Here is a 23675-nt window from a genome sequence, read left to right on the forward strand (position 1 = left end):
TCAGCGCACAGGTTGGCCGTCGGCCCGCAGCGCCTCCTTGACCTGGCCGATGGTCAGCTCGCCGAAGTGGAAGACGCTCGCGGCGAGGACGGCGTCGGCGCCCGCGCGCACCGCGGGGGCGAAGTGGCCCACCGCGCCCGCTCCCCCGCTCGCGATGACCGGGACGTCGACGGCGGCCCGCACGAGCGCGATGAGCTCGAGGTCGAAGCCGTCCTTGGTGCCGTCGGCGTCCATCGAGTTGAGGAGGATCTCGCCCGCGCCGAGCTCGGCGGCCCGGGCGCACCACTCGACGGCGTCGAGGCCGGTGCGCGTGCGCCCGCCGTGCGTGGTCACCTCGAACCCGCCCGTGGGCGAGCCGCTCTCGTCACGCCGGCGCCGGACGTCGGCCGACAGCACGAGCACCTGCGCCCCGAACCGGTCGGCGGTCTCGGCGATGAGCGCCGGGCGGGCGATGGCCGCGGTGTTGACCCCGACCTTGTCGGCGCCGGCACGCAGCAGCCGGTCGACGTCGTCGACGGTGCGCACCCCTCCGCCCACGGTGAGGGGGATGAAGACCTCCTCGGCGGTCCGCGCGACGACGTCGTACATCGTCTCGCGGGCCCCGCTGCTGGCCGTGACGTCGAGGAAGGTCAGCTCGTCGGCGCCCTGCTCGCCGTAGCGGCGGGCCAGCTCGACGGGGTCACCGGCGTCGCGGAGGTTCTCGAAGTTGACCCCCTTGACGACGCGCCCGGCGTCGACGTCGAGGCACGGGATGACGCGGACCGCCACGGACATGCGCCAACGGTACCGAGCACTAGGCTCGCCGCCATGGCCGCCCCGTCCCGTGAGCACGAGCGCACCGAGCGGGCCGACCCCTCCCACGTGGCGGCGGTCGTGGCGAGCGCGCGGACGGCCACGCCGCCTCCCGGCGGCACGGTCGTCGTCGCCGTCGACGGGCGGAGCGGGAGCGGCAAGACCCTCCTCGCGACGGCCGTCGCGGCCGCGCTCGACGCCCCGGTCGTCCACCTCGACGACGTCTACCCCGGGTGGGACGGGCTCGCCGAGGGCGTCGCCCTCGTCACGGCAGACCTGCTCGGGCCCGTCTCCCGCGGGGAGGCCGGCACCTACCGCCGCTGGGACTGGATGAGGTCGCGCCCGGGCCGCGTCGTCCGGGTGCCCGTCGCCCCGGTCCTCGTCGTCGAGGGGTGTGGCGCGCTCGTCGAGCCGGCCGCCGCGCACGCGACGGTCCGCGTCTGGGTCGAGGCGCCCGACGAGGAGCGCAGGCGCCGCGCCCTCGCCCGGGACGGCGAGACCTACGCCCCGCACTGGGACCGCTGGGCAGCCCAGGAGGACCTCGCCTACGCCGCACGTCCCTGGGAGGACGCCGACCTCGTCGTCCGGACGGTCGCCCGGTGAGCGCGGCCGCGTTCGACCGGGTCCGGCCCACCCTCGAGCGCGGGCTGCGGCGGCTCGGCGACCGGTGGGTCCTCATCCTCCAGGTCGGGGTGGCCGTCCTCGTCGCCTGGCTCGTCGCGAAGCACGTGCTCGGCCACGAGGTGCCCTTCTTCGCCCCGGTCACCGCCATCCTGTGCCTCGGACTCACCTACGGGCAGCGGCTGCGCCGGATCGCGGAGGTGACGGTGGGCGTCGCAATCGGTGTCCTCGTCGGCGACGTCATCGTCCTCGGGCTCGGCACCGGGGCGTGGCAGATGGCGGTCGTCGTCGTCCTCGCGATGGCCATCGCGGTGGTGCTGTCGAGCGGTCAGCTGCTCGTCATCCAGGCGGGCGTGCAGTCGGTGTTCATCGTCGCCCTCGTCGCGAACCAGTCCGACGCGGTGTCGCGGTGGCTCGACGCCGTCGTCGGCGGCGTCGTCGCGCTCGTCATCGGCGCCGTCGCCCCGACCTCGCCGGTGCGCCGTCCCCGCGCGGAGGCCGCCCGGACCGTCCGTCAGGTGGCCGTGACCCTGCGCGACGTCGTCGCCGCCCTGCGGCGCCGCGACCGGGCCCTCGCGACGGCCGCCCTGGCCGAGGCGCGCGACCTCGAGGGCCAGATCTCCGAGCTGCGGACCGCCGCGGCCGAGGGGGTCGCCGTCGTCCGCCAGTCGCCGTTCCTGCGCGGCCACGCCCAGTCCGCGCACGCGGCGCAGGGGCTCGTCGTGCCGCTCGACCGCTGTGTGCGCAACCTGCGGGTGCTCGCGCGCCGCGCGTCCGTGGCGGTCTCCCGCCCGGAGGTCGTGCCGGACCACTACGTCGACCTCGTCTCGGCACTCGCGGACGCCGCCGACGACCTCGCCCGCGTCCTCGACGAGCACGCGACGCCCTCGGCGGCCCGCGCCGTCCTCGGTCGCGTCGCGGGGCTGTCGGCACGGGTCGACCCGGCGGCGGGGCTGTCGGCCGAGATGATCCGCGGCCAGGTGCGCTCGATGGTCGTCGACCTCCTCGTCGTCGCGGGGCTCGACGACGACGAGGCGCTCCAGCTCGTCCCGGAGTCGCACCTGCCCTAGGCGGCCGGGCCCCCTGCGACGGCGGCGACCCCGCGTGGCACGATCGGGCCGGTGACCACCCCCAGCCCACGCGGCGCCGGGGCCCCCGAGGCGCCGACCTGGGCGCTCGTCCTCGCGGTCGTCCTCGTCGCCGCGAACCTGCGCACCGTCATGGCCAGCCTCCCGCCGCTCGCCGAGGCGGTGCGGGCCGACCTCGGCCTGTCGAGCCTGGCGATGGGCGTGCTGACGACCCTGCCCGTCCTCTCCATGGGGCTGCTCGCGCCGGTCGCGGTCCGGGTCGCTCGCCGGACCGGCGCCGTGGCCGCGGTCGCCGGCGGCACGGGGGCGGTGCTCGTCGGACTCGTCCTGCGCGGCGTCGGCGACCGGTCGGTGGAGGCGCTGTACGCCGGGACGCTCCTCGCCGGCGCGGGCATCGCCCTGACGGGGACCCTGCTTCCGGGCGTCGTCAAGGCGGTCTTCCCACCGCACCGGGCCGGGCTCGGGACGGGTCTGACGATGAGCGCGATGATGGCCGCCGCGGCCCTGGCGTCCGCCGGCGCCGTCCCGCTCGCCGACGCGTTCGGCGGCTGGACGGCCTCGCTGCTCACGTGGGCGGCACCGGCGGCCCTCGGGCTGCTCGCCTGGCTCGCCGTGCGCCGTCCCCTGCGTCGGAGGACGGCGGTGCCGGCCGGCGACCACGGCGGCTCGCACGCGCTGCCCTGGCGCAGCACCACGGCCTGGCTGCTCGCGGCGTACCTGACGGCCCAGTCCTGGCAGTTCTACTCGGCCCTCGCCTGGCTGGCCCCGACCTACGAGTCGCACGGCTGGAGCGCCCGCGACGCCGGCCTCCTCATGGCCCTGTTCACCGGCGCCCAGCTCGTCTCCGGGCTCGTCGCCCCGACCCTGCTCGACCGCGTGGCCGACGCACGCGTCCTCCTCGTGACGGCGGGAGTGCTCGGCGGGTCCGGCGAGCTCGGGGTGTGGCTCGCCCCGGACGCCGCGCCGTGGGTCTGGGCGCTCCTCCTCGGCGCCGGGCAGGGGGCGTCCTTCGCGCTCGGCCTCGGCCTGCTCGTCCGATACGCCGTGACGGCCCGCGACAGCTCCCGGCTCACCGCCATGGGCTTCCTCGTCTGCTACTCGATCGCGGCCTTCGGACCCGCGACGTCGGGTGCGGTCGAGGACGCCACCGGCGGCTTCGGGGCCGTCTGGATGCTCCTCGCCGTCGCCATGGTGCCCCAGCTCCTCGCGTCGGCCCGGCTGGGACCGCACCTGCCGCGCGTGGGCGCCCCCGGGGGCTGACCGACCCGCGGCCCGATCCCGCCGGGGCGTCCCCTGTGACGACCCCGGCGGGACACGTCGGTCGCGCGGCCCCCCGGCCCCCTGCGTCGGCGGGCCGGCGGCGACCTGTCGTCCCCACTGGGTGGGCCACTCGGTCCCGTCGGTCTGGCCCGACCGTCACCGTACAAAGACCCTGACCTGCAGCGACAGGGGCCGCTGATCGGTCCTGTCGATCAGCGGTGTCCGTCGAGCGGCACCCGGACCACACCCGGCCGGCTCGTCACCGCGACCGCGGCGCGGGCCGCCTCCACGAGGGCGGGGCCGAGCGGCAGGTGGGCCCGGTGCACGACCTGCAGCGGGGCCCACCGCTCGTCCGTCAGGGGGACGACGACGGAGCCGGACCCGTCGGGGACCACGACGTCGGTGGGCCAGAGGGCGACGACACCCTTGCGGGCGGCCAGCGCCGCGATGGTGGCGGGGTCCTCCCCCAGCCCGAGGTCGACGGGCCGCGGCGCCGAGGGGTGGTCGCGCAGGAGCCAGAACCGGGTGAACTCCTCACCGGCACCGGCGGGCGGCTCGGCCCGCAGGTGCGGCGCGACGAGGTCGAGCGGGACCGCCTCCAGCGTCGCGAAGGGGTGCGAGCCCGGCGCCAGGACGCCGACCCTGACCTCGCCGACGGTGACGACGACGCGACCCGGGCGTTCCGCCACGGGGCCGTGGAGGAGGACGGCGTCGACGGTGCCGTCGTCGAGCGAGGTCAGCATCGTGCCGAAGCCGACCGGGCGCAGGGCGACGTCGAGCTCGGGGCGCTCCCCCATGAGCCGCCGCACCGCCGACCACGTCGCCGGGCCGATGCCGTCCGGGGCCACCCCCAGGCTGAGCCGGTCGGCCCCCGCCTCGGGGCGACCGGCGACGGACTCCAGGTCCTCGAGCGCGCGCAGGGCCTGCCGGGCCAACGGGAGGACGGTGGCCGCCTCGTCGGTGAGCCGGGTGCCCTCCCGGCCCCGTTCGAACAGGACGACGCCGAGGTCGCGCTCGAGTCCGTGGATCTGCGCGCTGAGGGTCGGCTGGCTGACGAAGAGGCGTGCTGCGGCGCGCCGGAAGTTCAGCTCCTCCGCGAGGACGGCGAACGCCCTGACCTGCTCGACCCGCACGGGCCCCACCCCCGACGCCGGAGGCCGCCCGGGGTGGGCGGCTCGGGCGCTCATGGTCCCGGAGATCGGGGTGGAGTGCACGCCCCCCACCTGAGGGTTCCTCAGGTTTCTCCGGCTCGGCCGTGGAAAGGACCCGCAGGTCAGGCCGTTCGGGAGCCGTCACCCCGCGCGTCGAGGAGGGCCGCGAGCCGACCGGCCTCCCCGCGCGCGACCTCGCCGTCGGCGCGCTGCACGGCCATCACGGCGAGCTCGTCGCCGTCGTGGAGGTCGAGCACCACCCACGGCGCCCCCTCGTCGAACCGGACTCCCTCGACGTCCTCCCACCGCACCCGACGGGTGAGCAGGAGGTTGCGCACGGTGAGCCCGTCGTCGTCCGGGACGGCACGGATCGTCGCGTAGCGCAGGAGGAAGGCGGCGATCCCTGCCCCGAACACGACGAGGGCGACCTGGTCGGCCGGTCCCCACTGGCGGGCCCCGCCGAGGAGGACGGCCGCGAGGACGCAGACGAGGACGGCCGCGGTCGCCATCGCGAGCGCCATCGTGCGCCCGCGGCGCGGTCGGAACGGCGCCGCGGGCGTCAGAGGCGACACGCGGCGATGTCGGTGACGAGGATGGCGCGGGCACCGAGGTCGTACAGCTCGTCCATGACGGCGTTCGTGCCGGCCCGTGGCACCATCGCCCGGACCGCGACCCACTCGGGGTTCTGCAGCGGGGACACGGTCGGTGACTCCAGCCCGGGCGTGATGGCGCAGGCACGGTCGACGAGGGCGTTCGGGACGTCGTAGTCGAGCATGACGTAGTGCCGTGCGGTGATGACGCCGAGGAGACGGCGGCGCAGCACCTCGATGCCGGCCTTCTCCTCGCTGCCCTCGCGCCGGACGAGGACGGCCTCGCTGCGCAGGATGGGCTCGCCGAAGACCTCGAGGCCCTGGCTGCGCAACGTGGCGCCGGTCTCGACGACGTCGGCGATGACGTCGGCGACGCCGAGGGTGATCGCGGTCTCCACGGCACCGTCGAGGCGGGTCACCGACGCGACGACGCCGTGGTCGGCGAGGTGCTTCTCGACCAGCCCCGGGTAGCTGGTGGCGACCCGGTGCCCGCCGATGTCGGCGAGGGCGGAGGCCGTGCCGGGGCGGGCGGCGTAGCGGAAGGTCGAGGCGCCGAAGCCGAGGGCCATGAGCTCGACGGCGGCGGAGCCGGAGTCGAGGAGCAGGTCGCGGCCGGTGATGCCGCAGTCGACGGTGCCGGAGCCGACGTAGACGGCGATGTCGCGGGGGCGCAGGTAGAACAGCTCGACGCCGTTGTCGACGTCACTGACGACGAGCTCCTTGGCGTCACGGCGGGTGCGGTACCCGGCCTCGCGGAGCATGGCGGCCGCGGGGTCGGCGAGCGATCCCTTGTTGGGGACGGCGATGCGCAGCATGGGTGGTTCTCCGGTCTGCCTCGTCAGAGGTGCTTGTAGACGTCGTCAGGGGTGAGGTCGGCGGCGACCATGAGGACCTGCAGGTGGTAGATCAGCTGGCTGACCTCCTCGGCGGTCCGGTCGCGCCCCTCGTGCTCGGCCGCCATCCACACCTCCGCGGCCTCCTCCACGATCTTCTTGCCGATCGCATGGACGCCGGCGTCGAGGGCGGCCACGGTCACCGAGCCCTCGGGGCGGAGCCGGGCCTTCTCGGCGAGCTCGGCGTACAGCGAGTCGAAGGTCTTCACGAGGGCAGAGTCTAGGAGGCGCGGGGGACGGCGCCGACGGGGCGTCCGCGGGGACGAGCACCCGGACGGGCCCACCGGAGGGGTGGCGGACCCGCCCGGGTGGTTCAGGGGGTGCGCACCGGCTCGGGCGCACCGGCCTCGGCGACCTCGTCGGTGGGCTCGGTGCGCGAGGCGCGCAGCCAGACCGTGAAGCCGTAGAGGACGAGCCCGCCGTACACCGCGTAGAGGACGGCGGTCGGGTAGTACTGGCTGTGCCACAGGAGCGGGACGCCGACGAGGTCGACGGCGATCCACATGAGCCAGAAGTCGTTCCACCCGCGCGCCATCGCGTACGTCGCCATCATCGAGCCGACGAGGATCCACGCGTCGCACCAGAAGTACCAGCGCGGCGCGGGCCACGCGGCACCGATGGCGGCGAGCGCCCACTGCGCGACGAGGACGAGCCCCACCCACGCGAGGACGTAGCCGAGCCGCTCCCGGGCCGTGGCCCAGCGCGGGGTGATGGCGGGCGTGTCGTCCGGCGCACCGGCGGCGAGGCGGGCCTTGCGGTGCTGGTCCCAGCGCCACCAGCCGTACAGGCTCGTCGCGATGAAGAAGACCTGGCGCCCCGCCTGCCCGAACAGCGGCGTGCGGGCGGCCTCGTCGAAGGTCGCGGAGACGAAGATGAGGAAGAGGAGCAGGTTGCCGACGATGCCGACCGGCCACGCCCACACGCGGCGCCGCATGCCGAGGATGGCGGAGGCGAACCCGAAGGCGTTGCCGACGATCTCGATCCACGGCAGCTGGTACCCGCCGACGGTCACGGACTCGTGCTGGATCCAGGCGAGGAGCTCGCGCAGGCCGTTCACGCCGGCACCACCGTGGCACCGAGCGGGCGGGGCGCGAGCTCGCGCAGCGTGGCGGCGGTCGCGACGGCGGCGGTGGCGGCCTCGTGGCCCTTGTCCTCGCGCGAGCCCGGCAGGCCCGAGCGGTCGCGCGCCTGGGCGTCGTCGTCGCAGGTGAGGACGCCGAACCCGACGGGGACGCCGGTGCGCACCGCGACCTCGGTCAGGCCCGCCGTGGCGCTCTGGCAGACGTAGTCGAAGTGCGGGGTCCCGCCGCGGACGACGACCCCGAGGGCGACGAGCGCGTCGTGCGACGGGGCGAGGCGCGCGCACGCCACGGACAGCTCGACCGTGCCGGGCACCCGCACGACGAGCGGGTCCTCGACCCCGGCCTCGGTGAGGCCGCGCAGGGCACCGTCGAGGAGGCCGGTCATGACCTCCTCGTGCCACGACGCGGCGACGACCGCGACGCGCAGCCCGTGCCCGTCGGCCGTGACGGCGGGGGCTCCGTGTCCACTCATGCTGGGGTTCTCCTCGGGGTTCGTGGTGCCTCGTCGGGGGTCCGGGGTCAGGCGGTGGTGCCGGAGTCGGCCGGGTCGAGGACGAGGTCGTGCCCCATCCGGTCGCGCTTCGTGCGCAGGTACGCCGCGTTCGCGGGGAGGGGGGTCGTGCGCAGCCGCTCGACGGCGACGACCTCGACCCCGTGGGCCCGCAGGCCCTCCACCTTCGCGGGGTTGTTCGTGAGCAGCCGGACGCCGTCGACCTGGAGGTCGGCGAGGACGCCCGCCGCGGCGACGTAGTCGCGGGCGTCGACCGGCAGGCCGAGCTCGACCTGGGCGTCGACGGTGTCGAGCCCGCGGTCCTGGAGGGCGTAGGCCCGAAGCTTCTCGGCGAGGCCGACGCCGCGGCCCTCGTGGCCGCGCAGGTAGAGCACGATGCCGCCCTCGGCCGCCACGCGCTCGAGGGAGCGCTCGAGCTGGGGGCCGCAGTCGCAGCGCTGCGAGCCGAGGACGTCGCCGGTGAGGCACTCGGAGTGCACCCGGACGAGGGGGGCGCCCGGCGGGACCCCCCGCGGGCTCACCAGCGCGAGGTGCTCGTCGCCGGTGATCCGGTCGCGGTAGGCCAGGGCCCGGAACGCGCCGTACCGCGTGGGGACGACGGTGTCGGCGACCCGCTCGACGCGGTCGTGCCGCTGCCGCCACGCGACGAGGTCGGCGATGGTGAGGACGGGCAGCCCCTCGCGGGTGCCGAGCGCGAGGACACCGGGCAGGCGCGTCATCGAGCCGTCGTCCTCGACGAGCTCGCCGATGACGCCCACGGGGGCGAGGCCGGCGAGGCGACAGAGGTCGACCGCGGCCTCGGTGTGCCCGGGTCGGACGAGGACGCCGCCCTCGCGCGCCCGCAGCGGGACGAGGTGGCCGGGGCGGCGCAGGTCCGCTGCCGTCGCGGAGGGGTCGGCGAGGACGCGGGCCGTCCTCGTGCGGTCGGCGGCGGAGATGCCGGTCGTGACGCCCACGGCGGCGTCGACCGTGACGGTGTAGGCGGTCCGCAGCGGGTCGTGGTTGTCGGGCACCATGAGCGGCAGGCCGAGGCGGTCGGCGACCTCCTCGGTCACCGGGGCGCAGAGGTAGCCGCTGCTGTGTCGGACCGCCCAGGCGGTCCAGCGCTCGGTGAGCGTCTCGGCGGCGAGGACGACGTCGCCCTCGTTCTCGCGGTCGGCGTCGTCGACGACGAGGACGGGTCGGCCCGCGCGGAGGGCGTCGAGGGCCTCCTCGACGGTGGCGAGGCCGGGGGTGCGGACGGGGTCGGCGCTCATGCGCGGGCCTCCTCGCGGTCGGGGGTGGTGGCGGCGAAGCGGGTGGCGAGGAGCCGTTCGACGTACTTGGCGAGGACGTCGACCTCGAGGTTGACGGGGTCGCCGACGCCCTTGGTTCCGAGCGTCGTGAGCGCGAGGGTCGTCGGGATGAGCGAGACGGAGAAGGCGTCCTCCTCGACGTCGACGACGGTGAGCGAGACGCCGTCGACGGTGATCGAGCCCTTCTCGACGAGGTACGGGGCGAGGTCGGCAGGGAGGGTGAGGCGGACGACCTCCCACCGCTCGCCCGGCTCACGGGCGGCGATGGTGGCGGTGCCGTCGACGTGGCCCTGGACGACGTGCCCGCCGAAGCGGGAGGACGCCGCCATCGCCCGCTCGAGGTTGACCCGGTCGCCCGGGCGGAGGACGCCCAGGCTCGTGCGGCGCAGCGTCTCGGCCATGACGTCGGCGGTGAACGCGCCCTCACCGTGTTCGGTGACGGTCAGGCAGACGCCGTTGACGGCGATCGAGGCGCCGTGCTCGGCGTCGGACGTGACGAGGGGTCCGTGGACGGTGAGCCGGGCGCTGTCGGTGCCCTGCTCGAGGGCGGTGACGGTGCCGAGCTCCTCGACGATGCCGGTGAACATGGTCAGGTCCTCACGGGTCGGCTGGTGATGCGGACGTCTCCGTCGAGCACGGTGACGTCCGTGGTCTCGAGGCGGACCGCCTCGGTGATGGTCGAGATGCGGAGCTCGCCGACCGTCGCGGGGCCGGCCCCGAGGAGGACGGGCGCCACGTAGGTGACGACCTCGTCGACGAGCCCGGCGCGCAGGAACGCCGCGGCGAGGGTGGCGCCGCCCTCGAGGAGGACGTGGTGGACGCCGCGCCCCGTGAGGGCGGCCAGCACCTCGGCCGGGTCGCGGGTCACCACGACGAGGGTGTCGGCGGCGCCGTCGAGGAGGCGGGCGTCCTCCGGGACCGGGCGCAGCCCCGCGACGACGCGGAGGGGCTGGCGGGGTGCGGGGCTGCCGTCGCGGTCGCGGACGGTGAGGGCGGGGTCGTCGGCGAGGACGGTGCCGGTGCCGACGAGGACGGCGCCGACCCGGGCGCGCAGCGCGTGGACGTCGGCCCGGGCGGCCGGCCCGGTGATCCAGCGGCTCGTGCCGTCGGCGGCGGCGGTGCGTCCGTCGAGCGTGACCGCGGTCTTCCAGGTGACGAACGGGCGGCCGGTGCGGCGGGCGTGCAGCCACGTGGCGTTGAGGTCCTCGGCGGCGGCGCGCAGGAGCGGGTCCTCCTCGAGGACGACGTCCAGACCCGCGGCGGCCAGGCGGGTCGCGCCCCCGGCGGCGAGGGGGTGGGGGTCGGCGACGGCGTAGCGGACGCGCTCGATGCCGGCGTCGAGGAGGGCGCTCGTGCAGGGGCCGGTGCGGCCGGTGTGGTCGCACGGCTCGAGGGTGACGACGGCGGTGCCGCCGCGAGCGGCCGTCCCCGCTGCGGCGAGGGCGGCGACCTCGGCGTGCGCGGTCCCGGCGCCGCGGTGGTGGCCGGTACCGACGACGCGTCCGTGGCGGTCGGTGACGACGCACCCCACGCGGGGGTTGGGGTCGGCCTCGGGCCCGAGGAGGGCAGCGTCGAGCGCCCGCTGCATCAGCGCGCTGTGCTGCTCCATCTCGCCTGCCCTCGTGCCTCGAACCGGTCTCTCGGTCGGGCTCCGGGCGGATGGCCGGCGTCGACGGGGGCACCCCGAAGGGGTACGCCGTCGCCACGGCCGCCGACACCGACCCTCACGGGTCGCGCATCGGCACGTGCTGCCTCCCATCCGGACTCTCACCGTCGGTCCCGGAGTTTCACCGGGTCAACCGGCCGCTGGCTGCGGTCGGGTCGTGGACTGTCACCACCGGTTCGGAATTGCACCGACCCCGGAGCACGTACTGGCCCAGTATGCACCCGCGTGCCGCGGCGGGCCACGGCCGCCCGGCGTGCGGTCCGCCACAGCCGGCGCCCGCGATGGCGCCGGACGGGCCGCCGGAAACCCCGTGGCGGCCCCCGTGGCGCTGCTCGACCCGGTCGAGCTGTCCGACGCGCCGCCCGTCCGACGAGGGTCGTGGGTCGTCGGGACCCCGTGGTCCGAGGCCGCGCTCCTCCACCGGCTCGACGCCGCGGTGCGACACGGTCGGGAGTCCTGGTGGGCCGAGGTGTCACCGCGGTACGGCTGCGAACCCCGGTGTTCGTCCTCCCCGGTGTCCTGAGTCCGTGCGTCGAGGTATTGCGCCGGTGCCTGGCACCGGCGCAACACCTCGACCCCGGGTGTGGTCGACGCCTCAGTCGGCGAGGACGAGGCCCATGGCCCGGAGGATGCCGCCCGCACCGGCGGCGTCGACGGTCAGCCCCTGCACCCGGCTCGCGGTGGGGTCGAAGGCGTACCCGTAGGAGCCGACGAGCGAGGCCTCGCGCAGGTCGGTGTCGGCGACCGTGGCACCGGTGAGGTCGCAGCCGCGCAGCTCGGCCCGCCGGGCGTCGGCCCCAGCGAGGTCGACCTCGCGCATCGAGCACTCGACGAAGCGCGACCCCGCGACGTCGGCATCGCGCCACGAGCCGAGGTCGAGCCGGCAGCGCTCCATGTCCCACGGCCGCGTCGAGAGGGGCGCCGCGTCGGCACGGGCCCACGCGACGGCGAGTGCCTTGCACTCGAGGAACCGGCAGTCGGTGAACCGCGAGCCGGCGAGGTCGGCCATCGACAGGTTGCAGCCGGTGAAGATGCACCCGGTGAACCGGCAGCCACGCAGGACCGCCTTCTCGAGCACCGACCCGGTGAACCGGCAGTCCTCGAACTCGACGCCGGCGAGGACCTCCCCGGGTGCCAGGCCCTCGGTGAGGTCGACGCCGACGACCCAGCCCTCGGTGCCCGCGACCCGCTCGGCGAGCGACGTCATCCGGCGGGGTGGGCGTGCCGGAGCGCCAGCGCCCGCAGCTCGTCGACGGCCCCGGATGCCGACTCGGCCCCGTAGACCGCGGAGCCGGCGACGAACACGTCGGCCCCGGCCTCGGCACACTGCTCGATCGTCGAGGCCGACACCCCGCCGTCGACCTGGATCCACACCTCGCCGCCGTGGCGTCGCACGGCCTCGCGGACCTGACGGACCTTGGGCATCTGGTCGGCCATGAACGACTGGCCCCCGAAGCCGGGCTCGACGGTCATGACGAGGACCATGTCGACCTCGGGCAGCAGCTGCTCGTAGGGGGCGAAGTCCGTGCCCGGCTTGACGGCGAACGCGGCCCGCGCCCCGGCGGCCCGGATGGCGCGCGCCGTGGCCACGGGGTCGTGGGCGGCCTCGACGTGGAAGGTCACCGACTGCGCACCGGCCTCGGCGTAGGGCGGCGCCCAGCGGTCGGGGTCGTCGATCATCAGGTGGCAGTCGAGCGGGATCGGCGACACCGCCAGCAGCGCCTCGACGACCGGCAGCCCGAGCGTGAGGTTCGGGACGAAGTGGTTGTCCATGACGTCGACGTGCGCCCAGTCGGCGTTGCCGATGGCGCGCAGCTCGCGCTCGAGGTTGGCGAAGTCGGCCGACAGGATCGACGGGGAGATCTGCACGGCACCGACCCTAGCGACCGCCGGCGTCAGCCCTTCCGGCGGAGCAGGGCGAGGAACATCGCGTCGGTGCCGTGGACATGGGGCCACAGCTGCACGTAGGGCCCGTCGCCGAGGTCGGGCAGGGGCGCCCCGGACGCGTCGGTGACGAAGGGCCGGGCGTCGAGGACCTCGACGTCCGGGTGCCTCTTGAGGACGTCGGCCACGACGAACCGGGTCTCGGCGACGTGCGGGCTGCACGTCGCGTAGGCGACGACACCCCCCGGCGCCACCGCGGACAGGGCCGAGCCGAGGAGCGAGCGCTGGAGCGGGCCGAGCTCGGCGAGGTCGGACGGCTGGCGCCGCCAGCGGGCCTCCGGGCGGCGGCGCAGCGCCCCGAGGCCGGTGCACGGCGCGTCGACGAGGACGCGCGCGTAGGCGCCCGGCTCGTCCTCCCCGACCTCGCGGCCGTCCGCCGTGCGGACCTCGATGCTGCGCCCCTCGGCCTCCGCACGGGCGACGAGCGCGGCGAGGCCCCCGCGCACGAGGTCGGCGCGGTGGGGGCTCACCTCGGTGGCGACGAGGTCGGCGCCCTGCTGGAGGGCGAGCCCGCCGAGGACGCCCGCCTTGCCGCCCGGCCCGGCGCAGAGGTCGAGCCAGCGCGCCGGCAGCCCGGCGGCCACCGGCGCGGCGGCGAGGGCGAGGGCGAGGTGCTGGCTGCCCTCGTCCTGGACCGCCGCGCGCCCGTCGCGGACTGCCGCGATGCGGCCCGGGTCCCCCGACCGCAGGACCGCGCCGACCGGGCTGGTGGCGCTCGGCTCGGCGTCGGCGGCGGCGAGCAGCTCGTCGACCGTGGCGAGCCCGGGCCGCGCGACGAGGTGCACCACGGGTGGCACGTTGTCGGCCTCGAGGAGCGCGTCGAGCTCGGCGTCGACGGTGGCGGGCGTCGCGCGGCCGTGGCCGAGCAGGGCCGCCCGCAGCGCCGTGACGACCCACTCGGGATGGCTGTGGCGCACCGCGAGCGCGGCCGCTCCCCCGCCCTCGGGCGTGACGGCCTCGCGCCACTCCTCGAGCGTGCGCTCCCCCACCCGGCGCAGGACCGCGTTGACGAACCCGCCCGCGCCCTGGCTCACCACGGCCCGCGCCAGCCCGACCGTCTGGTCGGCGGCGGCGTGCGGAGCGACCCTCATCCCGAGCATCTGGTGCACGCCGAGGCGCATGACGTCGAGGACCGGGGCGTCGATCCGCGCCACCGGCCGGTCGGCGGCGACCGCGATGACCGCGTCGTAGAGGCCCTGCCACCGCAGGGTCCCGAAGGCGAGCTCGGTCGTGAAGGCGGCGTCGCGGGCGTCGAGGCGGCGCTCGCGCAGGATCCGCGGCAGCTCGAGGTTGGCGTAGGCACCGTCGGCCACCGCGCGCAACAGCGTGTACGCCGCGAACCGGGTCGGCTCGGCGTGCCGGCTGCGCTGGGCCGGGCGGGTCGCGGACCGCCGGCGCGGACCGTCGCGGCGCGGGCCGTCGTGGCGCGGGCCGCGCCCGCGGTCCCCTCGTTCGTCAGCCACCGAGCACCTCCCCGGCGTCGATCCGGACCCCCCGCGCCCAGTCCGCGGCGGCCATCGGGCGCTTGCCGAGCGGACCCACCTCGCCGAGGGCGACCGGCCCGGACGCGGTGCCGACGTGCACCGACCGCTTCGTCACGTGGAGGGCACCGGGCGCGAGCGCGGGGAGGTCGGCCTCGCCGGCCCCCCGGACGAACGGCCCGACCTTGAGCCGCTCGCCCCGGAAGGTCGTCCACGCCCCCGGTGCCGGTGTGCACCCGCGCACGTGCCGGTCGACGACGTGGGCCGGCAGGTCCCAGCGGACTCGGGCCTCCTCGGTCGTGAGCTTCGGCGCGTGGCTGACCCCGTCCTCCGGCTGTGCCACGGCCCGGAGCGAGCCGTCCTCCAGCCCGTCGACGGTGGCGACAAGCAGTCCGGCGCCCGCGTGGGCGAGCCGGTCGAGGAGGGTGCCGGAGGTGTCGTCCGGGCGGACGGTCTCGGTGAGGGCGCCGAGCACGGGTCCGGTGTCGAGGCCCTCCTCGAGGACGAACGTCGTCGCCCCGGTGACGTCGTCGCCCGCCATGATCGCCCGCTGCACGGGGGCGGCTCCGCGCCAGGCGGGCAGGAGCGAGAAGTGGAGGTTGACCCAGCCGTGCCGGGGCACGTCGAGCGCGGCCCGCGGCACGAGGGCCCCGTACGCGACGACGGGGCAGCAGTCCGGCGCGAGCGCCCGCAGCCGGTCGAGGAACTCGGGGTCGCGCGGGGTCACCGGGGTGAGGACCTCGACACCCGCCTCGAGGGCGACCTCCTTCACCGGGGAGGGCGACAGCGTGCGCCCGCGCCCCGACCGGGCGTCCGGGCGGGTCACGACGGCGAGGACCTCGTGCCGCGACGCGAGGAGGGCTCGCAGGGACGGGACGGCGGTCTCGGGGGTCCCGGCGACGACGAGGCGCACTCACGGCCTCCCGAAGGCGCCGGCGTGCGGGCTGACCCTGACCCGGGGAACCGACGACCCCCAGTCGGCCTCGCGGACCAGGCGTATCGCCTCGCGCCGCTGCTCGGGGTCGAGCCGGTCGACGAAGAGGACGCCGTCGAGGTGGTCGGTCTCGTGCTGCACCGCACGGGCGAGCAGGTGCGTCCCCTCGACGGTCACCGGCTCGCCGTGCATCGACCAGCCGCGGGCGACGACGGACACCGACCGCGGGGTGTCGAACCGCAGCCCGGGAAAGGACAGGCAGCCCTCGGGGCCGACCTCCTCCTCGTCGCCCAGGGTGAGGTCGGGGTTGACGAGGTGCCCGACGACGCCGTCGACGTGGTAGGTGAACACGCGCAGGCCGACCCCGAGCTGCGGGGCCGCGAGCCCGGCTCCCCCGGCGTCGAGCATCGTGTCGGTGAGGTCGCCGACGAGGCGGCGCAGCTCGGCGTCGAAGTCGACGACGGGCTCGGCCGGGGTCCGCAGGACGGGGTCGCCGAAGAGGCGGATCGGGGTCACGCTCACGCCGGGGAGTCTAGGAGGCGCTGACGGGCAGGGCCGCGCCCGGTGGTGCTCCACGGGTGACCTCCGCGTCGACGAGGGCCCGGCGCCGGTGGGCCGGGGTCCCGCGGCGGTTCAGGCCGTCGGGTCGGGGGGGTCGACCCGCACCGTGACCGGGTCGCCCTCCTTGCGGGCGGACGCCCGGGCCCGCAGGGCGGCGAGCTCGCGGGTCAGCGCGGGCCCGTCGCCCGGGGCCACCGTGACGAGCAGCCGCCACCGCGGCTCGCCCCCGGACGCGGCCGGCGCGTGCGGCAGGGGGCCGAGGACGGACGCCGAGCCCGGGAGCGTCAGCTCGCCGACCGCGGCGTCGAGCGCGGCGCGCGACCCGGTGAGGGCCGCCATCCGGGCGGTCGGCGGCAGCGAGAGCTCGCGCCGCTCGGTGAGCTCACGGGAGGCGAACCAGGCGGGGTCCCAGCGCACGAGCGCCTCGACGGCCGGGACCGGCACGTCGGTGGGGGCGCCGGCGAGGACGACCCGGCCGCCCTCGGCCGCAGGGCGCACGAGGGCGGCGGCCGCCATCCACCGGCGCAGGGCCTCCTCGCCCGCCATGAGGCTCGGTCGCTCGAGGAGCGCCCACGCGTCGAGGAGGAGCGCGGCCGCGTAGCCCTCCGGGGCGACCGGCTCGGCACCGGGGGTGGCGACGACGAGCCGGGGGCCGGCGGGGACGGTCTCGAGGACGACGCCGGCCCCCGACCGCTCGACCGGGGTGCCGGGGAAGGCCCGCCCGAGCTCCTCGGCGGTGCGCCGCGCCCCGACGACCGAGGACCGGACCCGGGTACCCCCGCAGGAGGGGCAGGCGAAGCCGGTCTCGACGCGCCCGCACCACCGGCAGGCCGGTGGTCCCTGCGGGCCGGGCAGACCCAGCGGGCCGGAGCAGGCGCGGCACCGGGCCGGGCGTCGGCAGGTCTGGCAGGACAGCGCCGGCAGGTACCCGCGCCGGGGCACCTGGACGAGGACCGGGCCGTGCTCGAGCGCGTCCTTCGCGGCGCGCCACGCCACCGAGGGCAGGTGGGCGGCGGCGACGGCCGGGTCGCGGTCGGCGTCGTGCCCCTCGCCGGCGACGCGCACAGACGGCACGGAGCGCCGTTGCACGGCCCGCGCAGCCTCGACCGGGGCGAGGACCCCGTCCTCGACGAGCTCGGCGACCGCGACCGACCGGGTGTGCCCGGCCGCGAGCACGGCCGCACCCGACTCACGGGCCCGCGCCAGCAGCACCTCGCGGACGTGGGGGTACGGGGCCCGCGGCTCGTCGAGGAGGTCGTCGCCGTCGTCCCACCACGCGACGAGGCCGAGGTCGTGGACGGGCGCGAACGCGGCGGCCCGGGTGCCGACGACGACGTCGACGTGCCCGCGCAGCGTCATGAGGAAGGCGGTGTAGCGCGCCTGGGGTCCCTGGTCGGCGGTGAGCCGGGTGAACCGCCCGCGGCCGACGACCTCGGCGAGGGCTGCCTCGACCCGCGCGACGTCGCGGTGGTCCGGGACGACGAGGAGGGCGCCGCGGCCTCCCTCGACGGTGGCCCGGGCGGCCTCGGCGAGCAGGACCGGCCAGTCGTGCCCGGGTCGGCCCGGGACGGCGAGCACGGAGGCCGCGGGATCGCCCCCGTCGCGGACCCGGCCCAGGAAGGCCGCACCGGCCGGCAGCACGGGCCACGTGACGGTCTCGTGGGCGGGCAGGTCGGGCGGGGCCGGCGCCTCGGCCGCGAGCGCCTTCTCCGCGGTCGCGTGCCGCTTGGGCACCGCGAGCCGCAGGACGTCGCCGAGGGTGCCCGCGTAGCGGTCGGCGACGGCCCGGGCGGCGGTGAGCACGGCGGGCACGAGCACCGGCTCGGGCGAGACGACCGTGCGCAGCGGTGCCAGGCGGCCGGTGTGCTCGGCGCCCTCGCGGCGCTCGAGGACGAAGCCGTCGAGGTCCTGCCCGGCGAAGCGCACCTTGACGCGGACGCCCGGCCGCGCCGCCTCCGCCATCGAGGTGGGCACGAGGTACTCGAACGGGCGGTCGAGGTGGGCCAGCCCGGTGTCGACCTGGACGAGGGCGACCGGGTGGTCGTCGGTGACGGGGTCGTCGCCGGCCACCCGGCGCCGGTGCGGGGTCGCGGGGCGGAGGAGGGCGAGCTGCTCGCCGTCGTCCGCCGCCTCCGTCACCCTGCGAACCTAGCGGAGCCCACCGACCGGCCGGGGGCGGGCTCGGCCGCCTGTGGACGACGAGGGCATGGTCGTCCTCGAGCCGCCGGGCGGCGGCATCGTCGGCCACATCGAGTTCTGCCGGCCGGTCTCCTACTGGGACGCCTTGCCGTCCTCGCTGCTGCGGACCGACCCGAGGCCCTGGCACGCCGCCACCCCGGTCCGGGACCCCTGAGGCACGGACGGCGCGGGGTTGGCCCAGTGCCCTCCCCGCGCCGTGCGCGACGTGCTGGTCCGGTCAGGAGTGCGCAGCCCGCTGGAGCGCCTCCACGCGGTCGGTGCGCTCCCAGGTGAAGGCCTTGTCGACGCCGTCGGCGCCCGTGCGGCCGAAGTGGCCGTACGCCGCCGTCGGCTTGTAGATGGGCCGGAGCAGCTCGAGCGACTCGAGGATGGCGAGGGGCCGCAGGTCGAAGGTCGACAGGATCGCGGCCTGGATCTTCTCCGCGGCCACGGTCTCGGTGCCGAAGGTCTCGACGTACAGGCCGACCGGCTGCGCCTTGCCGATCGCGTAGGCGACCTGGACCTCGCAGCGACGGGCCAGGCCGGCGGCGACGACGTTCTTGGCGACCCAGCGGGTGGCGTAGGCGGCCGACCGGTCGACCTTCGAGGGGTCCTTGCCCGAGAAGGCGCCGCCGCCGTGGCGCGCCATGCCGCCGTACGTGTCGACGATGATCTTGCGGCCGGTGAGTCCGGCGTCGCCCATTGGGCCGCCGATGACGAACTTGCCGGTGGGGTTGATGTACGCGCGGTAGTCGCCCGTCGCGAGGTCGGTGCCTGCCTCGGCGAGCTCGGCGAGGACGGGGTCGACGACGTGCGTGCGGATGTCGGGCTCGAGCATGCCGTCGAGGGAGATGTCCTCGGCGTGCTGCGTCGACACGACGACGGCGTCGAGGGAGACGGCCTTGTCCCCCTCGTAAGCGATGGTGACCTGGGTCTTGCCGTCGGGGCGCAGGTAGGACAGCTCACCGGACTTGCGGACCTCGGTGAGGCGCTCGGCGAGCCGGTGCGCGAGGAAGATCGGCAGCGGCATCAGCTCGGGGGTGTCGTCGCAGGCGTAGCCGAACATCAGGCCCTGGTCGCCGGCGCCCTGCTTGTCGAGCGGGTCGACCCCACCGGTGCGGCTCTCGAACGCGGTGTCGACACCCTGGGCGATGTCGGGGCTCTGCTGGCCGATGGAGACCTCGACGCCGCAGGACGCGCCGTCGAAGCCCTTCGTCGAGCTGTCGTAGCCGATGCCGAGGACGGTGTCGCGGACGATGCGCGGGATCTCGACGTAGGCCTCGGTCGTCACCTCGCCGGCGACGTGGACCAGGCCCGTCGTCACCATCGTCTCGACGGCGACCCGGCTGCCGGGGTCCTGCTCGAGGAGCGCGTCGAGGATCGAGTCCGAGATCTGGTCGCAGATCTTGTCGGGGTGACCCTCGGTGACGGACTCGGACGTGAACAGGCGTGCGGACACGCGGGCTCCTTACGGTGGATCGGGGGGTGACCCCGCCGCGTCGGCCGAGGTCCGCGGGCCAATCTACCCGCCCGCGCCTCGCGGGTCGGACTCCGTCCGGCCCCGGCCCGGATCGTCTGCGATCATGGGGCGCGTGTCAGACCGCTCCACGCGTGAGGCGACGCCGGTCGAGGCGGCCCCCGACGCCCCCGCCTCGGGTGCCCCCGTGACGGTGAGCCCGGTCGACGAGGCCCTGGGCCTGCTCACCCGGGCCCAGACCCTCGCCGACCAGCTGCGCGCCGACGCCAACCGGGAGGTCGCGGAGGCCCGTGCCGAGGCCGCGCGACTGCGGGGCGAGTCCCAGCAGGCCGGCCTCGAGCTCGAGGACCTGCGCGCCACGTTGTCGACCGCCCGCGAGGACGCCCAGCGCCGCCTGGACGAGACGCGGGCCGAGGTCGAGCTCATGCTCGCCGACGCCGCCGACCAGGCCGCCCTGCTGCGCGCGCGTGCCACGAAGGCGAGCGACGAGGCCGTCGCGCTGGCCGAGGAGCAGGCCGAGCAGCGGCTCGCCGAGGCCCAGGCCCGCGCCGACGAGCTGCTCGAGCGGGCCCGCCACGAGCACGACTCGACCGTGGCCCGCCTCGCCGAGGAGGAACGGGAGAACCAGGAGCGCTGGGGGCGCGAGCACGAGGCCCACGCCGTCGAGCTGTCCTCCCTGCGCGAGGCGACCCTCGCCGACCTCGCCCGCCTCCGCCGCGAGACCGAGGAGTACGCCGACGGGCACCGCAGCGTGGCCGAGCGGGAGGTCGGCGCGCGCCTCGAGGAGCTCGCCGCCCACGAGGAGGCGACGCGGGCCGAGGCGGCGAGCCTCCTCCAGCTGGCCCGTGACGACGCCGCGCGCCTGGTCTCCGAGGCCACTGCCGAGTCCGAGGCCGTCATGGCGAGCGCGCAGGCGCACCTCGCCTGGGCGCAGGGCACGGTGCGCGAGATCCTCGAGCGGGCCGAGTCCGAGGCCCGCGAGCGCGCCCGCGCGCACCACCGGGAGCTCGCCGAGCGCTCCCGCGTCCACCGGCACCGGGCCCAGGCCGCCCTCGGCAGCGCCCTCACGCGGGGGCGCGACCGGCTCGCGGAGGCCGAGTCCGAGTCGACCCGGATGCGCGAGCAGGCCGAGTCGGTCCTCGCCGAGGCCCGCGCCGACGCCGAACGCACCCGTGAGGCCGCCGCCCGCGAGGCCGAGCGCCTCCTCGCCGACGCCCGCGTCCGCGAGGAGGAGGCCCGCGAGCGCGCCGAGCGTCGCCTCGCCGAGGCCGAGCAGGGGGCCCGCCTCGTCCGTGAACGCGCGGCCGACGACGTGGAGCGGATGCAGCGCGAGGCCCACGAGGCACACCGTGCCGCCCGCGCCGAGATCGTCCGCCAGGGCGAGCAGGCCCGCGAGCTCGCCGACGCCGCCCGTGCCGAGGCCCAGGCCGCGGTCGAGCGCGCCAGGGCCGAGGTGCATACTCTCGCTGCGCGCCGCGACGCCATCACCGCCCAGCTCGGCAACCTCACCGGAGTCATCGACGCCCTGTCCGTCTCCGAGACCTCCTCCCCTCCCCCCACCCAGGAGTCCTCATGAACCAGCCCGAGTTCCCCACCGTCTTCCGCGGCTATGACCCCGCCCAGGTCGACCAGCACCTCGCCGCCCTGCAGCAGGCCGCGGAGGCGGCCAAGCAGGAGGCGGCCTCCGGGAGCGTGGAGCTGACCAAGCTGCGGCAGTCGCACGATGCCCTGCTGCGCCAGCTCGAGGCCGAGCGCGCCCGCGCCGCCGACCTCGAGGAGCAGACCCGCAAGGTGTCCAGCCCGACGTGGGCCGACCTCGGAGAGCGCATCGGCACGATGCTCGGCCTCGCCGACGAGGAGGCCAACGCCATCCGCTCGGCCGCGACGACCGAGGTCGACGAGCACCGCCGCCTCGCGGAGGAGGCTGCCGCGCAGGTCCGGGGGGATGCCGACCGCTACGCCGAGGACGTCCGCTCGCGCGCCGACGTGCAGGCGTCGGAGACCGTGACCCGCGCCAGGCAGGAGGCCGACTCGATCATCGACGACGCCGCCCGCGAGGCCGCGGCTCGCCGCGAGGAGGCCGAGGCGTACTTCGAGAAGCAGCGCGCCACCGCCGCCGCCCAGGCCGCCGACTTCGAGCGCACGCTCGGCGAGCGCCGCGAGCGCTCGGCCGCGGAGTTCACCGCCCAGATGGCCAAGCAGGACCAGGCGCTCGCCGCCATCCAGGAGCGTGCCGACCTGTTGGCGCGCGAGGCCGAGGAGGAGCGCGCCGCCCGCGCCGAGGAGTCCGCCCGTCTCCTCGAGTCCGCGAAGGCCGAGGCCGCCCAGCTCGTCGGGTCGGCGAAGGAGCAGGCCGAGCGGGTCCGCCGCGACTCCGAGCGCGAGCTCGCCGCCGCCACCGCGCGCCGCGACAGCATCACCGCGCAGCTCTCCAACGTCCGCAACATGCTCGCCACGCTCGGTGGGGGCGCCGCCCTCGGCGCACTCGTCGACGAGGCCCCCACCGACGAGGCGCCCGCCGAGGGCGCTGCGGACGTGCCGGTCGGCGAGGAGGCCGGAGCCAAGGAGGCCGGTGCCGAGGAGGCCGATGCCGAGGACGTCGTCGTCGACGAGACGGTCGAGGAGCCCACCGACGCCGCCGCGGAGGGGACCGACGAGGAGCCGGCCGACGTCACGGACGAGGCCGGCGAGGCCGGCGAAGGTGCGACCGACGAGGCCGAGGGCCAGGAGGGCGAGACGGCCGAGGGCCAGGAGGGCGAGACGGCCGAGGGTCGCCAGGAGCGGTCCGGCAAGGGGCAGAAGGCCGGCGCCCGCCGCTGAGCGACCCCCGCCCACGACGAGGGGCCCGTGACCGGTGTGGTCACGGGCCCCTCGTCGTCGGTGCGTCAGGAGAGGTCGGCGCGGTCGACCCGCCGGTGGAAGCGCATGCCCGCGAGGCCGCCGAGCACGGCGCCGAGCAGGCTGGTCAGGAGAACGACACCCACGGCGACGAGGCCGACGGTCGTGACGTCGCCCTCCCCCACCGGGAAGCGCGGGAAGCCGTCGAGCGAGGCGAGGACGTTGTACCGCTCGCCGAGCAGGACCACGAGGATCGCGACGACGAGGGCCACGACGACGGCCCACAGCCACACGGCGAAGCCCTGGCGGGCTCCGTCGAAGCGCGCCATCCGGCCGGCGACGTACCCGCCGCAGTAGTAGGCGACGAACACGACGACGGCCAGCGCGACCGCGCCGATGACCCCGACCGAGGTCGGGTCGCCCACGGCGTCCGCGGCGGCCTCCGAGGGGGTGCTGCCGTCGGACAGGCCCACCGCGGTGCCCGCGGCGGCGAGGACGGCGGTGAGCAGGACGGCGGTGCCGGTGGCGGTCAGCCAGCCGAAGAAGGCCGAGCCGAGCTTGACCCCGCCGAACGCCTCGCGCTCGGCGTGGAGGTCGTGGCGCGCGACGGCCGGCGCGGCCGCGGGCTCGTCGACGAGCGCGTCGCGGTGGACGTGGTCCTCCCGCGCAAGCCGCTCGTCGTCGTGGACGCGCCGGTCGAAGGCCATGGTCCGGTCGTCGTCCTCGGTGGTGTGGGGATCGGTGCGCCGGTCGTGGTCCGTGGTTCGGCCGGTGTCGAGGCCCCGGTCGGGGTCCGTGGTTCGGCCGGTGTCGCTGGGTCGGTCGGTCGAGGCTTCTGGCTCGTGGCGGCTCATCCTGCTCCTCCTCTCCGCCGGACCGATCTGGCCCGGGCGGTTGGTGCGGTCTCGTCGACCCAACCATGCCCCCGGGGGCCGCGGTCAAACCGCCCGCGTGACGCACGGGTTCGCACGACGATCCGGCTCGGACGATGAGTTGGGCGGATCGGTTCGCGCCGGTCCTCCAGGAGACGCGACCCCCTCGGCGGCCGGTCAGAAGGGTGGTTCGTCGGGGAAGCGGTCCTTCGCTGCGCGAGGTCGCCGACAGCGACCGTACGGGTCGAAGACGGTGATGGTGTCGGCGGGGCGGATGACGCTGACTCGGCCTGCGCGCCTGGAGCTGGTGGTGGGGCGGGCCCGGGCGGGCAGGGTGGTCAGGTCGGGTCCGAGGAGGTGCTCCAGCGCGTACTCGAGGTGGCTGAACCGGTCGGGTGGGGTGGCCCGTGGTGCGGGGGTGCCGGGTCGGTCGCTGGCGGC

Annotated in this window: 26 protein-coding genes and 1 riboswitch; of the genes, 7 read left to right on the forward strand and 19 right to left on the reverse strand. The window is 76.4% G+C overall.

The features are described 5' to 3' along the window. Nucleotides 1–774, reverse strand: coding sequence for an imidazole glycerol phosphate synthase subunit HisF (gene hisF / locus ACK8HX_RS13505; protein ID WP_411941229.1), 774 nt, complete (start codon nt 772–774; stop codon nt 1–3). Nucleotides 775–807: 33 nt separating this feature from the next. On the opposite strand from hisF, the gene ACK8HX_RS13510 reads away from it, so the two are divergent. The 3 genes from ACK8HX_RS13510 to ACK8HX_RS13520 are packed head-to-tail and all read left to right on the forward strand — an operon-like array spanning nt 808 to nt 3761. Then, nucleotides 808–1395 carry a nucleoside/nucleotide kinase family protein gene (locus tag ACK8HX_RS13510; RefSeq protein ID WP_411941230.1) on the forward strand — a complete coding sequence of 196 codons (588 nt, stop codon included), beginning with the start codon at nt 808–810 and terminating at the stop codon, nt 1393–1395. Then, entirely contained in the window at nt 1392–2483 is a 1092-nt protein-coding gene (locus tag ACK8HX_RS13515) for an FUSC family protein (protein WP_411941231.1), read from the forward strand. The genes ACK8HX_RS13510 and ACK8HX_RS13515 overlap by 4 nt, the downstream gene beginning before the upstream one ends. A 51-nt stretch (nt 2484–2534) precedes the next feature. After that, entirely contained in the window at nt 2535–3761 is a 1227-nt protein-coding gene (locus ACK8HX_RS13520) for an MFS transporter (protein ID WP_411941232.1), read from the forward strand. A gap of 212 nt (nt 3762–3973) precedes the next feature. On the opposite strand, the gene ACK8HX_RS13525 is transcribed toward ACK8HX_RS13520, so the two are convergent. The 9 genes from ACK8HX_RS13525 to ribD form a co-directional block, all read right to left on the reverse strand. Next, the gene (locus tag ACK8HX_RS13525; protein WP_411941233.1) at nt 3974–4975 is read right to left on the reverse strand and encodes a LysR family transcriptional regulator; all 1002 of its coding nucleotides are present in this window, start codon (nt 4973–4975) and stop codon (nt 3974–3976) included. A gap of 59 nt (nt 4976–5034) precedes the next feature. After that, complete coding sequence (locus ACK8HX_RS13530) at nt 5035–5421, reverse strand: PH domain-containing protein (protein ID WP_411941234.1); 387 nt, start codon at nt 5419–5421, stop codon at nt 5035–5037. Nucleotides 5422–5471: 50 nt separating this feature from the next. Further along, nucleotides 5472–6317 carry an ATP phosphoribosyltransferase gene (hisG, locus tag ACK8HX_RS13535; RefSeq protein WP_411941235.1) on the reverse strand — a complete coding sequence of 282 codons (846 nt, stop codon included), beginning with the start codon at nt 6315–6317 and terminating at the stop codon, nt 5472–5474. Between the two features lie 23 nt (nt 6318–6340). Next, entirely contained in the window at nt 6341–6604 is a 264-nt protein-coding gene (locus ACK8HX_RS13540) for a phosphoribosyl-ATP diphosphatase (RefSeq protein WP_411941236.1), read from the reverse strand. Between the two features lie 104 nt (nt 6605–6708). Beyond that, nucleotides 6709–7443, reverse strand: coding sequence for a nicotinamide riboside transporter PnuC (gene pnuC / locus ACK8HX_RS13545; RefSeq protein ID WP_411941259.1), 735 nt, complete (start codon nt 7441–7443; stop codon nt 6709–6711). A 5-nt stretch (nt 7444–7448) separates the two neighbouring features. After that, on the reverse strand, nt 7449–7949 hold the full coding sequence (gene ribH, locus ACK8HX_RS13550) for a 6,7-dimethyl-8-ribityllumazine synthase (RefSeq protein WP_411941237.1): 501 nt from the start codon (nt 7947–7949) through the stop codon (nt 7449–7451). Nucleotides 7950–7996: 47 nt separating this feature from the next. Further along, nucleotides 7997–9244 (reverse strand): 3,4-dihydroxy-2-butanone-4-phosphate synthase, encoded by a 1248-nt coding sequence (ribB, locus tag ACK8HX_RS13555; RefSeq protein ID WP_411941238.1) that lies wholly within the window; start codon nt 9242–9244, stop codon nt 7997–7999. Then, on the reverse strand, nt 9241–9870 hold the full coding sequence (locus ACK8HX_RS13560; RefSeq protein ID WP_411941239.1) for a riboflavin synthase: 630 nt from the start codon (nt 9868–9870) through the stop codon (nt 9241–9243). The genes ribB and ACK8HX_RS13560 overlap by 4 nt, the downstream gene beginning before the upstream one ends. 2 nt (nt 9871–9872) lie before the next feature. Further along, on the reverse strand, nt 9873–10892 hold the full coding sequence (ribD, locus tag ACK8HX_RS13565) for a bifunctional diaminohydroxyphosphoribosylaminopyrimidine deaminase/5-amino-6-(5-phosphoribosylamino)uracil reductase RibD (RefSeq protein ID WP_411941240.1): 1020 nt from the start codon (nt 10890–10892) through the stop codon (nt 9873–9875). A gap of 132 nt (nt 10893–11024) precedes the next feature. Continuing rightward, nucleotides 11025–11155: riboswitch (FMN riboswitch) on the reverse strand. Nucleotides 11156–11271: 116 nt separating this feature from the next. Here ribD and ACK8HX_RS13570 point away from each other — a divergent pair. After that, a complete protein-coding gene (locus ACK8HX_RS13570) occupies nt 11272–11472 on the forward strand; it encodes a hypothetical protein (protein WP_411941241.1) in 201 nt (66 codons plus the stop codon). 72 nt (nt 11473–11544) lie between these two features. Here ACK8HX_RS13570 and ACK8HX_RS13575 read toward each other — a convergent pair whose 3' ends face one another. The 6 genes from ACK8HX_RS13575 to ACK8HX_RS13600 all read right to left on the reverse strand — a co-directional run bounded on the left by ACK8HX_RS13575 (nt 11545) and on the right by ACK8HX_RS13600 (nt 18008). Beyond that, complete coding sequence (locus ACK8HX_RS13575; protein WP_411941242.1) at nt 11545–12156, reverse strand: pentapeptide repeat-containing protein; 612 nt, start codon at nt 12154–12156, stop codon at nt 11545–11547. Next, nucleotides 12153–12818, reverse strand: coding sequence for a ribulose-phosphate 3-epimerase (gene rpe, locus ACK8HX_RS13580; RefSeq protein WP_411941243.1), 666 nt, complete (start codon nt 12816–12818; stop codon nt 12153–12155). The genes ACK8HX_RS13575 and rpe overlap by 4 nt, the downstream gene beginning before the upstream one ends. Nucleotides 12819–12844: 26 nt before the next feature. After that, nucleotides 12845–14356 carry an RsmB/NOP family class I SAM-dependent RNA methyltransferase gene (locus ACK8HX_RS13585; RefSeq protein WP_411941244.1) on the reverse strand — a complete coding sequence of 504 codons (1512 nt, stop codon included), beginning with the start codon at nt 14354–14356 and terminating at the stop codon, nt 12845–12847. Further along, nucleotides 14349–15287 (reverse strand): methionyl-tRNA formyltransferase, encoded by a 939-nt coding sequence (fmt, locus tag ACK8HX_RS13590; protein ID WP_411941245.1) that lies wholly within the window; start codon nt 15285–15287, stop codon nt 14349–14351. Before fmt ends, ACK8HX_RS13585 begins: the two co-directional genes overlap by 8 nt. After that, on the reverse strand, nt 15288–15830 hold the full coding sequence (gene def / locus ACK8HX_RS13595; RefSeq protein ID WP_411941246.1) for a peptide deformylase: 543 nt from the start codon (nt 15828–15830) through the stop codon (nt 15288–15290). It abuts the gene before it with no gap. A gap of 111 nt (nt 15831–15941) precedes the next feature. After that, a complete protein-coding gene (locus ACK8HX_RS13600; protein WP_411941247.1) occupies nt 15942–18008 on the reverse strand; it encodes a primosomal protein N' family DNA-binding protein in 2067 nt (688 codons plus the stop codon). Nucleotides 18009–18075: 67 nt separating this feature from the next. Between ACK8HX_RS13600 and ACK8HX_RS13605 the strand changes: the two genes are divergently transcribed. Continuing rightward, nucleotides 18076–18222, forward strand: coding sequence for a hypothetical protein (locus ACK8HX_RS13605; RefSeq protein WP_411941248.1), 147 nt, complete (start codon nt 18076–18078; stop codon nt 18220–18222). A 63-nt stretch (nt 18223–18285) separates the two neighbouring features. Here the strand turns inward: ACK8HX_RS13605 and metK are convergent, their stop codons facing one another. Then, the gene (gene metK / locus ACK8HX_RS13610) at nt 18286–19506 is read right to left on the reverse strand and encodes a methionine adenosyltransferase (RefSeq protein WP_411941249.1); all 1221 of its coding nucleotides are present in this window, start codon (nt 19504–19506) and stop codon (nt 18286–18288) included. 133 nt (nt 19507–19639) lie between these two features. Here metK and ACK8HX_RS13615 point away from each other — a divergent pair, with 133 nt between their 5' ends. Continuing rightward, the gene (locus ACK8HX_RS13615) at nt 19640–21100 is read left to right on the forward strand and encodes a coiled-coil domain-containing protein (protein WP_411941250.1); all 1461 of its coding nucleotides are present in this window, start codon (nt 19640–19642) and stop codon (nt 21098–21100) included. Continuing rightward, nucleotides 21097–22344, forward strand: a complete 1248-nt coding sequence (locus ACK8HX_RS13620; protein ID WP_411941251.1) for a DivIVA domain-containing protein — start codon at nt 21097–21099, stop codon at nt 22342–22344. The genes ACK8HX_RS13615 and ACK8HX_RS13620 overlap by 4 nt, the downstream gene beginning before the upstream one ends. Nucleotides 22345–22409: 65 nt before the next feature. On the opposite strand, the gene ACK8HX_RS13625 is transcribed toward ACK8HX_RS13620, so the two are convergent. Both ACK8HX_RS13625 and ACK8HX_RS13630 read right to left on the reverse strand, forming a co-directional pair. Beyond that, entirely contained in the window at nt 22410–23216 is an 807-nt protein-coding gene (locus tag ACK8HX_RS13625; RefSeq protein ID WP_411941252.1) for a hypothetical protein, read from the reverse strand. A gap of 195 nt (nt 23217–23411) precedes the next feature. After that, on the reverse strand, nt 23412–23675 hold a 264-nt coding region (locus ACK8HX_RS13630; RefSeq protein WP_411941253.1), incomplete at its 5' end, for a hypothetical protein.

This window comes from Oryzobacter faecalis (genome assembly GCF_046764005.1).
Lineage (GTDB): Bacteria > Actinomycetota > Actinomycetes > Actinomycetales > Dermatophilaceae > Oryzobacter > Oryzobacter faecalis.

Excerpts from the sequence above, each read along its gene's own strand:
- hisG (WP_411941235.1), bottom strand. The coding sequence starts at position 6,317 with ATGCTGCGCATCGCCGTCCCCAACAAGGGATCGCTCGCCGACCCCGCG.
- ACK8HX_RS13625 (WP_411941252.1), bottom strand. The coding sequence starts at position 23,216 with ATGAGCCGCCACGAGCCAGAAGCCTCGACCGACCGACCCAGCGACACC.
- ACK8HX_RS13605 (WP_411941248.1), top strand. The coding sequence starts at position 18,076 with ATGGTCGTCCTCGAGCCGCCGGGCGGCGGCATCGTCGGCCACATCGAG.
- ACK8HX_RS13620 (WP_411941251.1), top strand. The coding sequence starts at position 21,097 with ATGAACCAGCCCGAGTTCCCCACCGTCTTCCGCGGCTATGACCCCGCC.
- ribH (WP_411941237.1), bottom strand. The coding sequence starts at position 7,949 with ATGAGTGGACACGGAGCCCCCGCCGTCACGGCCGACGGGCACGGGCTG.
- ACK8HX_RS13575 (WP_411941242.1), bottom strand. The coding sequence starts at position 12,156 with ATGACGTCGCTCGCCGAGCGGGTCGCGGGCACCGAGGGCTGGGTCGTC.
- ribD (WP_411941240.1), bottom strand. The coding sequence starts at position 10,892 with ATGGAGCAGCACAGCGCGCTGATGCAGCGGGCGCTCGACGCTGCCCTC.
- ACK8HX_RS13510 (WP_411941230.1), top strand. The coding sequence starts at position 808 with ATGGCCGCCCCGTCCCGTGAGCACGAGCGCACCGAGCGGGCCGACCCC.
- ACK8HX_RS13530 (WP_411941234.1), bottom strand. The coding sequence starts at position 5,421 with ATGGCGACCGCGGCCGTCCTCGTCTGCGTCCTCGCGGCCGTCCTCCTC.
- ribB (WP_411941238.1), bottom strand. The coding sequence starts at position 9,244 with ATGAGCGCCGACCCCGTCCGCACCCCCGGCCTCGCCACCGTCGAGGAG.
- ACK8HX_RS13560 (WP_411941239.1), bottom strand. The coding sequence starts at position 9,870 with ATGTTCACCGGCATCGTCGAGGAGCTCGGCACCGTCACCGCCCTCGAG.
- hisF (WP_411941229.1), bottom strand. The coding sequence starts at position 774 with ATGTCCGTGGCGGTCCGCGTCATCCCGTGCCTCGACGTCGACGCCGGG.